Source organism: Paenibacillus terrigena DSM 21567 (assembly GCF_000374845.1).
In the GTDB taxonomy this organism is placed as follows: Bacteria; Bacillota; Bacilli; order Paenibacillales; family Paenibacillaceae; genus Paenibacillus_K; species Paenibacillus_K terrigena.
Genome location: NZ_KB895439.1, coordinates 1 through 11634 on the forward strand (window position 1 = coordinate 1; position 11634 = coordinate 11634).

The 11634-nt window shown below is 44.1% G+C and carries 12 protein-coding genes; 9 read left to right on the forward strand and 3 right to left on the reverse strand.

Annotated features, from left to right (window positions below; all coding sequences use genetic code 11):
* Window positions 1-45: 45 nt before the first annotated feature.
* Window positions 46-456, forward strand: coding sequence for a YjdF family protein (locus C558_RS0129650; RefSeq protein ID WP_018759921.1), 411 nt, complete (start codon window positions 46-48; stop codon window positions 454-456).
* Between the two features lie 458 nt (window positions 457-914).
* On the opposite strand, the gene C558_RS0129655 is transcribed toward C558_RS0129650, so the two are convergent.
* Entirely contained in the window at window positions 915-2261 is a 1347-nt protein-coding gene (locus C558_RS0129655) for a DJ-1/PfpI family protein (protein ID WP_018759922.1), read from the reverse strand.
* Between the two features lie 885 nt (window positions 2262-3146).
* On the opposite strand from C558_RS0129655, the gene C558_RS32945 reads away from it, so the two are divergent.
* The gene (locus tag C558_RS32945) at window positions 3147-3920 is read left to right on the forward strand and encodes a helix-turn-helix domain-containing protein (protein WP_018759924.1); all 774 of its coding nucleotides are present in this window, start codon (window positions 3147-3149) and stop codon (window positions 3918-3920) included.
* A 156-nt stretch (window positions 3921-4076) separates the two neighbouring features.
* Here the strand turns inward: C558_RS32945 and C558_RS0129670 are convergent, their stop codons facing one another.
* Window positions 4077-5060 (reverse strand): Gfo/Idh/MocA family protein, encoded by a 984-nt coding sequence (locus tag C558_RS0129670; protein WP_018759925.1) that lies wholly within the window; start codon window positions 5058-5060, stop codon window positions 4077-4079.
* 284 nt (window positions 5061-5344) lie between these two features.
* Between C558_RS0129670 and C558_RS0129675 the strand changes: the two genes are divergently transcribed.
* The 4 genes from C558_RS0129675 to C558_RS0129695 all read left to right on the forward strand — a co-directional run bounded on the left by C558_RS0129675 (window position 5345) and on the right by C558_RS0129695 (window position 8658).
* Entirely contained in the window at window positions 5345-5602 is a 258-nt protein-coding gene (locus C558_RS0129675; RefSeq protein ID WP_281167157.1) for an ABC-2 family transporter protein, read from the forward strand.
* Between the two features lie 309 nt (window positions 5603-5911).
* Window positions 5912-6484, forward strand: a complete 573-nt coding sequence (locus C558_RS0129680; RefSeq protein ID WP_018759927.1) for a hypothetical protein — start codon at window positions 5912-5914, stop codon at window positions 6482-6484.
* 478 nt (window positions 6485-6962) lie between these two features.
* On the forward strand, window positions 6963-7478 hold the full coding sequence (locus C558_RS0129690; protein WP_245583907.1) for a sigma-70 family RNA polymerase sigma factor: 516 nt from the start codon (window positions 6963-6965) through the stop codon (window positions 7476-7478).
* Entirely contained in the window at window positions 7468-8658 is a 1191-nt protein-coding gene (locus C558_RS0129695; protein WP_018759929.1) for an anti-sigma factor, read from the forward strand. The genes C558_RS0129690 and C558_RS0129695 overlap by 11 nt, the downstream gene beginning before the upstream one ends.
* A 122-nt stretch (window positions 8659-8780) precedes the next feature.
* On the opposite strand, the gene C558_RS0129700 is transcribed toward C558_RS0129695, so the two are convergent.
* Entirely contained in the window at window positions 8781-9251 is a 471-nt protein-coding gene (locus C558_RS0129700; protein ID WP_018759930.1) for a hypothetical protein, read from the reverse strand.
* 256 nt (window positions 9252-9507) lie between these two features.
* Between C558_RS0129700 and C558_RS0129705 the strand changes: the two genes are divergently transcribed.
* The 3 genes from C558_RS0129705 (at window position 9508) to C558_RS0129715 (ending at window position 11631) form a co-directional block, all read left to right on the forward strand.
* Window positions 9508-10338 carry a copper amine oxidase N-terminal domain-containing protein gene (locus C558_RS0129705; RefSeq protein ID WP_018759931.1) on the forward strand — a complete coding sequence of 277 codons (831 nt, stop codon included), beginning with the start codon at window positions 9508-9510 and terminating at the stop codon, window positions 10336-10338.
* 201 nt (window positions 10339-10539) lie between these two features.
* Window positions 10540-10986: a hypothetical protein gene (locus C558_RS0129710; protein WP_018759932.1), complete on the forward strand. Its 447-nt coding sequence runs from the start codon at window positions 10540-10542 to the stop codon at window positions 10984-10986.
* A gap of 237 nt (window positions 10987-11223) precedes the next feature.
* Window positions 11224-11631, forward strand: coding sequence for a hypothetical protein (locus tag C558_RS0129715; protein WP_018757704.1), 408 nt, complete (start codon window positions 11224-11226; stop codon window positions 11629-11631).
* Window positions 11632-11634 lie beyond the last annotated feature (3 nt).

Sequence of the window (11634 nt, forward strand, 5' to 3'; positions counted from 1 at the left end):
CCTTGGGATGTCCATCGTTTCGATTCATGATATAGGGGGATTTATATGAAGCTTACTGTTTTTTACGATGGTCAGTATTGGGTTGGAGTTATGGAACAACAGGAGCAAGGAAAGTTGAAAGCAGCTAGGTATATCTTTGGTACAGAGCCGAAGGACGAGGAGATCCTAAATTTCACCAATAAAGAGATGTGGGGGCTTGTAAGCGGACTTTCACAAGAGGTGGCTGTCAAATTTTCTGCAGCGAAGAAGGTTAGCCCGAAACGGATAGCAAGGAAGGCTGCAAGTGAAGTAAAAAGGAAAGGTGTCTCAACCTACGCACAAGAGGCTCTACAGTTGGAGTATGAGAAGCGGAAGAAGGAAAGACGGGACATCTCTAAGCAGCAACGGGAAGCAGATAAAGCACTTAAATGGGAAATGAAGCTACAAAAGGCGAAAGAAAAGCATCGCGGCCACTAGTAGAAAACGTGTACTAAAGTTTCCAGGTAGGATATGACGTTACACAAAGGGCACCCGATCGGGTGCCCTTAATTCTGACTTTACTGACTACACAGAGAACCTTATCACAATTCATTAAGCTAACGGGACACTATAGCTCAATAATGACACGACGGCAGCCGGCCAGAACGATCGGCTGCCGTCGTTGCGCTAACGGGCAGGAGATAGTTCGGAACAGGCTACCGTTCATGCCGGTAGCCTGTTCTCGTTGTTCTATTGTGTCCCGTTAGTTTAGTGAATATTGTCGATTTTCCCGGTCCAATGGTGTGTGCGTTGGTGTATGATAGATCACAGGCAGATTACACCAATATATTTTATAAAAACGGAAAACAGGATCGAGGACTGGTACATACCCGATACCTATAGCTGAGTCTCGCAAACTCAATCATCCCTCGATGCGCTTCATATGCATACGATTCCTATTTCCTGCGGATGAAGCGCCGATCGATGAAAAAAGCGATGAGCAAGGACAAGATGCAGAGTAAAACCGGTATGCCAAACGATTCAAAAGAGAAGGAGCTGCCTTCCAGCTTCAGGTGGTCGGTGGCGCGATATTCGAGCCGCTTGGCGGCAAATTTCGCCGTCTGGATATCCTCCTGCTTGGCCAAATCCTCGAATGCGGGATCCATTGCAAACCGATCCGCCGCGTTGCGGTGCAGGAACAGCAGTTTCGCGCTGTGGCCGCTGTTCTTCCATTGGTTGATGTCTTCGGCGGCTGCAGATTCGGCATCGGCACCAACCACAATCATTTTCTCTAGCTTCGGCACGTTTTTTATCTGATAACGCGCGACTAGGTTCAGGCCGTGCTTCGTAACGATTGGTTTGTTCGCGCTAGAAACGGTCAACGTCGTCGTCGTACCGGAAGCGGCGTATGTATCGAATGCGGCGGACAAATCCAGTTCATCGGCGCCGTTATATACCAGCACGCCCGCTTTTACTTTGTTCCATTGATAAGCGTTGTTCAGTACGTATGTTATATCGCTCAATCCGGCAACGAACGGTTTCATTTGCGGGTTTGTCACATACTCGTAAGAGGGATAGTTCATCTCTTTCGCCACTTTCTTCGCCGCCGCCTCGCCCAGTTGCTTGGAAATGACATATAGCGTAGCGTCGATCCCGGATGTCAGACCGGCAGAAGATACGATATTGCCTTGTGGGACGTAGCGCCGATCATTCACCCACTGGATTTCCGGATATTTTTTAATGAGTCTGTTCATGTCTCCCCAGTGCGTCGCGGCCGATTTGCCGTTCAACAAGCCAGTATCCGCCAGGTTTTCAGCCCCGTTGCAAATGGAGATCAATGTCGTCTTGGCACCCGAGTGCTTACGAATCCATTCACGGACAGGCGCATATTTATTCTCGTCCAAAATCGGCATAAACGGAATGACGATAATGTCCGGGCTTTTTCCGAGCATTGCATCCATTTCGTCAAACGAATAGTGTGGGACGACATCGAGTCCACCGGTTAGTGATTTAATTTCGCGATCGGGGGAAACGCCGTATACATTGTAAGAGTCAGTCATCGCAAACATCTTGTATGGGACGAGAAAATCGAACACTTCCGTCACTTCGTTCGCCAGAAGTACGGCCACCGTCGGTTTGTTAGAGTCATATATCGGTACCTGCAAATCCGTCAATGCAGGGGGGGCTTTATCGTAAACCGACATTCCGGCATTCATCGTATTGACGGACCCGACCGCGCCTATCCCCCCCACGACGACGACAAAAACGATGAGATAGATAATAATGCGTAATACAGTTTTCACTTGCTTCGCTCCTTCAAGTTAGATTACTTACCCATAAAATTTAACAAATCAAGATGAACAAGGCATCTGTCTGTGGTTCGGTCGAGAGGCCCGCCTAACGTTGGAGCTGCCACTGGACCCTAGTCTGTATTCTTTTTTTAGCATGACTCAATAGGGCTATGATTTTAACAAAACGGTGCCATTCGCTGTTCGGTAATGGGGCCACCGAATGACTAACGCTTCTCATCCTAGCGGAACCTTTAAAACTCAAAAAGACATCTGCCATTGAATTTTCGAGCAGATGTCTTCATTTTATCCCTTTGGCACGGGCTGAAGAGCTCTTATCTAGTTTTAGTTGTTAAACGGGACACGATAGTTGAATAATGGTATAAAGGCAGCTAGCCAAAATCAGCTGCCTTTTTCATTGAAGTAACGGGCAGGATTATTTAACCACTTCGCCGAATACTCCAATAATTAATTGGTTTTGATAATGTATGAATCAGGAGATGATCAATCTGCCCAAAATGCAGTGTACTTGCGGGAACGTGGTTCATATGGGTGACATCCCGTGCAGAGTTCAATACAACTTTATTTCTGACATTGATTACGATAAGGTACAAGGGATGGTCGATGCAGAAGAGCTTTATCAGAAAATGAAAATGTTCTTTGTCTGTGAGAACTGTAAAAAACTTTGGATCTTCTGGAATGGCTTCGATAACCCCCCTCAGGAAAACGTACCAGTGTTGAGCTAAGGGCAGTTTAGTGGCATTTAGATAAGGATTGGGTAGTTGATACAACTAACGGTTGTATCCCTATCAACTTTGCTTACATTGCATGAATAGCGCCCCTATGTAATGATAAATTCATACATTCAAAGGCGGTGGGATAATCGGGGTGGATAAGATTATGTTTCAAGATAGGATAAAAACTCTTCGTTTGGAACGGAATATGACACAGCAGGAATTAGGGGATCTCCTAAGCGTTACCTGCCAAGCCGTATCCAAATGGGAAACCGGTATAGCAACACCAGACATCACATTGCTACCTAAGATCTCCAAGTTGTTCAGTTGTTCAATTGATTCATTGTTATTCGGTGGAGAGGGTAGCCCATCGCACGGTAGTAAAACGATGATGCGGATGGATCTGGAAGATGCGAAGATCGAATGTTCTAATCTTAGGGGCATTGTTATGCGTGATGTCGTGATGGATGGTGCAGAAATATTTGAGAGCCGGCTAAACGGGATACGAATTCACCATGGTGGAATGGCGAACCTATCCCTTAGGCACCTTGATCTAGACGGATTATCGCTTGGCTTCAGTCAAATGAATGGTGCTGTCATTCATGATTTGGGTGGACATACTACGCCTATTCGATTCGCGGAGAATGATTTCAAGAAAAGCACGGTTGATAGGTGTGACCTAGCCAATGTCAAGTTAATCAACTGTAACTTGTCAGGGTTAAGAATTAATGGTTCCACACTAAGAGATAGTTGGTTGCTTCAGCCGGAGGAATATGAGCCTATACATATAGAAGATGTTGATTTCCATGATAGTGTAATCAAAAACAGCAATCTGTCGGGAGTTCGCATAGAAAAATGTGTAATCAACGGGCTTACGATTAACGGGATTCCGGTGGAACAGTTAATCGCTGCCTATGACCAGATCCACGGCAGTAAGTAATGATGTTATGCATGATCATCATTAAACTAACGGGACACGATAGCACAACGAAGAACAGGCTGCCGAATATTATTCGGCAGCCTGTTCTCCTTACGGGCAGGATAATGCAGGAAATTTAAGAATAACCTATACAACGGGTCCCCCAAATACGACAGCTTACCCCTCGAACGGATAGACAAGCCCCCACTGGGCTCTTAAGGTATCCAGCGTCTCGGCGACCGCGATCGATTCGTCGAGCGTGATCAAGGCGTTCTCCTTCCGGCCTGCCCGCAAGTCTTCATGTACGGCTGTAAATTCATAGCCGAATCCTTCCCCGATCCGTTCATCCTTGATTGTGTCCTCAAGCCGATCCCCTATGATCAATCTGGCTTCTCTAGGGGACCAGAACCGCGGAACTTCAATATGGCCCTTGGTTCCGATGATGCGAACCTCTTGCGGCGTCGAAGTCGAGATGGAAGAGAAGAGCGAAGCCATCTGTCCGTTCTCATATTCCAGCAAGCATGCCATTCGGGCATCCACTCCAGTAGAAGTGGAGCGGGAACGACTGAGCACCTCGACGGGCTTGGAGCCGAAAACCATCGAGGCGTAGGAGACTGCGTAAACGCCGACATCGAGCAGACTGCCCCCGGCCATATCGGGATTGAACAGGCGCGATTGAGGGTTCTCCGCAGCAGAGAATCCGAAGTCCGCCGTTAAGTAATGCACGTCTCCGATGGCTCCGTCCGAAACCCATTGCATGACCTTGCGCGTTACCGGAAAGAATCGGGTCCACATCGCTTCCATAAGGTACGTTCCGGTTTTTCTCGCTTTCTCAACCATCTTCCGAACCTGCGCGGCATTCGGAGCGAACGGCTTCTCGCATAACACCGGCTTGCCTAATTCAAGTGCCAAACAAGCATGTTCCATATGGAGATGGTGCGGCGTGGCGACATAGATGGCATCCACTTCCGGGTTCCGGATCATGGCTTCGCAGTCGGTGTAAGCCTTTGCACCGTAAGGCAGCGCTAACTGCACCGCATTAGCTTCCGTACGGGAAAACACAGCGACCAATTTAGCATCGCTCAATTCCTTGAAGTCGTTCATAACCCGCTTCGTAATTCCGCCTGCTCCGATAAAACCCCAACCAATTACAGATTTCATGGACTCACTCCGTTCTCTCGCTTCTTCCGCCGACCCTCAGGGGCTCGGCCATAAGATTAATTTACCATGCCCCCGACAAGGAGGCTATCTTAACTTAAGCCGAATTCACCGAATGGAAAAAGAATATATGGCTGTCGTTTCTCAACTACCATGAAAATTCATCTCGGTAACATCTAAAAAGTCAAAACTAAAGAGAGGCGCAGTTCTTTAATTTTTTTAAGTGCAGCACCGGAGTTAATTAATTTATCTGTATTCAATAGATCATAGATCAAGAAACTTCAGATATTGAAACGGCAAATCTTGGTGCGCAGCTGTGGGAAGCGAATACGATGCCCATGGCCATCTATAATCGGATGATTCAAGCTATTGGAACGTTTATTTTTCCTATTTTTGTTGTATCGAATATCGCTCCTCTCTATGTTTTAGACAAGTTAACTTTAACCAGACTAGTATGGGGAATATGTGCGCCGTTTCTATTCTTTGCTTTTGTTCGAATTATGTTCTTACAAGGGCTTAAGCGTTACACGAGTGCAAGTAATTAAAGGCCGAGAGTAGGACACTTCACGGCAGAGAAAGGCAACCTGTCCATTCGGTTGACAGTCGGAGAAAATACGGCTTGGGTGAACTTTCTGGTGAAGTAAACGCTGAAATCGTCCTATAACCTTTTAAGCTAACGGGACACTATAGCTTAAAAAAATAACTTAAACGCGGCTGCCGGCATAGATCGGTAGCCGCGTTGCGCTAACGGGCAGTATAACTGAATGATTTTCCTCGTTTAGAGAAACCCAAAATACAGTCAATAAAATTTACAAATGAGGTATAATATTCCTTGTGAAAGGAGGGGCGTTGTGATGAGGATAAACTTATGGATGATCAGCGTAATCGAGTTGTTCGCGATCAGCGGCTGCCGGGGGCAAAAGACTTCGTTTCAGGCGGATACTTTCTCGGATAAGGATAAGTGCATTGTTAGCATACAAAATAGCAAGGCCCTGTGTTATGGCGATTCGAGAGCGGATATCGAGGCGATCATTCAGGACGGTGGCGATAGCGGGCATCCCTTCGTAATATATCATTCGGGTGTGCGCGTAGCGTATCGCGGCGATGTCGCCGTGGGCTTTCAATTGTTGGAGGGTTCTGAAGACGTGTATCAAACGGCTCGCGGAGCACGCGTCGGGATGAGCAAAGCCGAAGTCATGAATCTTTATGGGCACAAATATGCGTATGAAGCAACGCCGAATAATCTCGATTATGCCTACGACATGAAGACGGGTAAGTTTGTCGAAAAGACGCAAGTATTCTCTGGTGCGGTTCAGGAGAAGCGAGAGCAGATTTTCCTTGTCTCCGCGATGTTCGATGGCAACCAGGGCGGTGCGGCCTCTCAGATTGGACTGATAGATCAGAAGATGGCGATTTTTTTAGAGTAGGGGCAACGGACAACTAAAGCAGGATGGGAAGCTCATGCCTTTCCGAACAATAAAATCTGTCTTGACTATATCCTTGATTTTCGATTAAGGAAGGCAGCCTGTTGAACTAACGGGACACGATAGGTCAATTAAAGACAGAGTAACGGCATCCTTTCGGCTGCCGTTTTCTAATCTAACGGGCAGGATAGCTCAAAAGTTTCGCGAATATCCTACACATAGAATTATTTACGAAGTTAGTGATTAAGACGTTATATGACATGGGATCGCAGCGATTGAAGCATCGGCAACGACAGAACAGTGGATATACGATATTTAAGCCAGATTATTAAGGACACCATCGAGGGGTCCTTTTTCGCGTTCTACTGGAGGGGACTCGCAGGATTGGATAGAAGGAGGTAACATGAAGGCATGGCTGTAACTATTTTCCGAAAGGCTGTAACCTTTCCGTTATTGAAACGTGGTTATGTTGAGGGGATACATGATGAAGCATAGCACACTCGAAAGTGTGTACCGGAAATATATGCCGGACCTATACCGATATTTACGAACCCTGTGCGGAGATGATGGTACCGCAGAGGATTTGGTGCAGGAGACCTTTTACCGTGCCTATCTGCATCTGGAGAATTATAAGGACGAAAAGGTTAAGCCTTGGCTTTTCCGCGTGGCCTACAATGCATTTATCGATATGAAACGAAAAGAGAAGCGCAGCACCACATCATCCGATGAATTTTTCCATCTGTTGTCCGATGATGATCGGAAGGGACCGGAATCGGTTCTTTTGCAAAAAGAGGATCATGACGCCTTAATGGCGTGGATTGTACAGCTGCCCGAGCTGCAGAAGCAGGCATTGGTATTATACGATTTGCACCAGCTTTCATATCAGGAAAGTGCGCATGTTATGGGGATTACCTTGTCGCATTTTAAAATTTTACTATTTCGGGCAAGGCAGCAGCTAAGGAAGACCAAGGAAAGGAACGATCAGGATGACCGATGATTTCAAGCGGAAGCTTCAGGATTACAAGAACGGCACACTGACAGATGCAGAACAGGCGGATCTGGAGCAACAGCTGGAGAAGATGGAAATCTACCAAGCCTACTTGGACGAAATGTTGGAAGGTGAAGAAGATAACATGACGGCTGAGTTAGGCAGAATGACGGAGCGAGAAGCCAAAATGCATAAGCGTGAGGCACGACTGCTTCGGAAAGGGAAATGGCGGAATCGTGTTGGCACGGCGTTGACGCTGGTCTGTCTGTATATCGGCGTCACATTCGTATCTGGGATCGGAACCTCCCTCTATTACACGACGGGAGATCCGGATCTTGGTGATGTCAATCGTGATGTTGTCGAATCAGCGTTTGCAGTAGCTTATCCGAACGTAACGGTTCATCTCAGCAGTAATACCGGAGCCTATTTCAACATGAATGTTAACAGTAAAATGACCAAACGCGTCGGAGACGAATATCTGGAAGTGGGCGATTTTTCGGGATCTTTTCTGTTCAACTGGTTGCGTCTATATGATTTCACTTGGTCAGATAACGAAGCGGCTCGATCCGCCATATTTCAATTTCCGGGGTCCAGCGAACTAAACAGCGATCAGGAGTGGAACAGGCTCGACAAGCTGCCCGAAGGGACGGTCACGGAAGCTTATGTGTCCTACAAAAAATTGTATACAACGGATGAATTTTTGCAGAAATTTAAAGGCAAGCAACTGGAACCTGTATGGTTCGCTGTAGACAATGGAGACCATGCAGAGGGGCATGATCCTGGTGGTGTGATATGGGATCCGATTGGTTTTCCGAGTATGCCTGTATGGCATCCAGACGATGGGGAGATCCTTAATCGCGAGACGACTAGAAAGGGGTTATTCACTTCCTCGGGCACATCCACGACGCGGTATCCTGCCATTGAACAATACGGCTCTGGGCAATTACGGAACGATAATTTCATCAAAACGCTTCGTATTCTGGATCAACATAAATCACTTGCGGATCGCCTGATCCATGCTGTAGATATCACGCAATCGCTGGCATATGTTGAAAAACACGGGGTGAATATTTATGGAGCCGTCGTAACGGGACCGACCAAGGAAGTTCTGAAGCTAAAAAATGACCCTGCCGTGTCCAGTATCCGGGTCGGTAAAGTCACACTTTGGAATTGGAATCATGAGTCGTAAATGATAAGCGGTTGTTGAACTAACGGGACACTATAGTTTAAAGGCAACAAGAAGCAGCCGATTATCGATCGGTTGCTTTTTTCGTTAAGCTAACGGGCAGGATAGTGTAACATGCATGCTCTCTATTCATTTAACGTTTGAATAAATTCCAGAATATGTGTCCTTACCTGTTCCGACTCGGCTTCTGTTAGTTTCGTCGATTCTCCTGGTTGACCTTCTTTAATCGTAGGTGCAAGAATTGTTATTGGCTCGTTCATCTTTTTTTTGTTTTCTTTTGGTTTTTCAAGTCGGGGGGTAAACAGATTTTTTTCGAGTTCTGAATAATCGATTACACTTTCTAAAAATTTACCATCCATATCGAAATAATCTTCTAAATAAAACAACTTTGTTCTTTCAAGATTATTTGATTTTTCAAAATAAGTTATAGAATTAACTTTTTTATAGCCAGTTTTCACATATAGACCCTCATTATTAGGAGTATCAGACAGAACTTCAATGGTGAAAACTTCAACCGTATCATGTACTTCTTTATTTGAACAACCCACTATAATTAATGTCAGAATAAAACACAAAACCGCAATATATTTCTTCATTTTTTTTACCGCTCCCTCCCTCACAAAAATATTACGATGTTAACCCAATTTACACTTGAAATCCATGTTTTATTTATCATTCTCGATGATATGGTCAGAAGGAAGATTACTTTATATTGTACCATATTTTGGGATTTTGTGTGTTGTCGTTTCGTACGGATCATTGAGCTAACGGGGAGTTTAGCGCAACATTACTTCATAGTTCTCGTCTATAGTATTTGTTCGCTAAAATATGCTAAGAAAGGAATAAAATACAATGAAAAAGGTTCTCACAGGAATTTTCGCTGCATTAATTTTATCTATCTCTTCACCTGCATACGCGGCAGATATGCAAATAAAAGTTGAAGGTGTTACTATTGCCTCCGATGTGAAGCCCGAAATTAAGAACAAACGAACGATGGTGCCTTTGCGGTTTATCAGTGAAAATTTGGGAGCCAAGGTCAACTGGTCGGGTTCGGAAGTTACGCTCGCAAAAAGCGATATGCAGGTAATCTTAAAATTGAAGAGCAAAACAGCGGTGAGAAATGGTAAACCCGCTCTACTCGATGCAAAACCATATATCAAGAATAATCGCATCATGGTTCCGCTTCGCTTTATTGCAGAAACGTTTAACTGTAGCGTCGAATTCAGAAATTCAACAGTATCCGTTGAACCTGCCCCATTTATTCTAGACGGCGTTATAGTGAAAGCATTGCAACACGAAGTTTACTATACAATGGGCAGCATAGTAAAACAAATGAATGGGAGTTCCTATAACGAAGCGATTTATCATATTTTTATAGACAACAAAGGAAGTAAGGTGGAGGCCCCAGCTGGGTACACATCGAGTGTTATGCAGCTTAAACCAGGGGACTATTACATGGCTGGGCAGTTTGATTTTTTGGATCAAAAAGGGAACAGCATTAAACAGTTTAATCTCTATATTTTATCTGATTCCAAGGGCAATACTTCCGATGTTAGGTTATATGATGCGACTGAAATCCAATGGTATTTATTTACCGTTTCAGCAGTTAAATCGATTTACCAGCTCATTGATAATGCCGGACAGAATGGTTTTCTGACGATGATCAGTGATACAAATCCATAAGGCAACATTTTTTTCTTACGCTAACGGGGAACGATAGCTCAATAAATAAACTAAAACGCGGTTGCCGGCATAGATCGGCAGCCGCGTTGCGCAAATGGGCAGGATAGTTCAAAAGTTTCGCGAATACCCTACATATGGAATTGTTTACGAAGTTCGTGCATAAGACGTTATCTGAAACCATCGAAAGAAAGGAGTGAAAATGTGAATAAGAAAAAGATCTATAAAATCTTGAACCCGTCAGGAATCAAACTTATTAGTTCAATGGTAATACTCATCATTATTTTGGTTGGAAGCTCCTTACGAAGTCGTGAGGAAAACTTTATGTATTATTTTGGGATTGTATGGTCGATTGTTTGTACGGTGATTTTATTTACCTCCATAGTAAGAACATTTATGAAATCAAAAGAAATAGAATTTGATAAAGAAAAGATGATAGTAAATGGTAAAAAAATTAATGCGAAAGAAATAGAACATATCATGATATATGGGGAAGTTGTGGGGGTAAAACCGAAAGGAAAATGGATAGTACCTCTAAATTTATGTTTTAGATTCAGTAAGGATCAGGTAGGTGGAATTATAGAGCTAGAAACATGGGCTGAAGAGAGCTCTGTAAGGATTTCAAGGAGTTTTTTTATGAGATGGTTGTAAATAAATTTGTAGGTAAACTCTAGGAAGTCGATGGCATCAGATAACACAGTATCTACGCTGAGTCGCTGACGCTCCTAGGTCTGCCGAGGAACTCTCGAGGAAGTGGAATCAACCCTGCAAGGCTAAGTGGCGGGGCCACCCGGCGCATTCGCGCCTTAAGCCTTTCGGGTTCGTAGATACAAGAACGTTATAGGAAATCGGCATATTATTTTATAAAAAATATAGTGAGGTTCATCAATGAAGAAAAGAGTGATAGTGAAACTATTAACATCTTTAATTTCAAGTATTATTATGGCCATTGGCTGCGCTCTTATCTTTTTTGGATATGAGGATTTTTGGTCCATTAGTCTATTTTGTTCAGTAATTTTTGTGATTATCTATTCAGTGATCGGAGTTCCAGTATCAATCTTAATTGATATGTATTTCTCAAGGATAAAAATGATAAGTAAGTTCAAGAGAACACTATTATTGGCCTTCTTATATGTTTTCAGTGGAGTAGTATCAACAATTATTTTCTATGCAATATCTAGAAGAGAACGCTATAGTAGACTTTTTGAAAAAGAGATGATCATGTTTTATGAAATTGGAATTGTAGGGTCATTGTTATTTTTAATTGTTGAAAGAGTAATTAGAAGAATACGTTAGTAT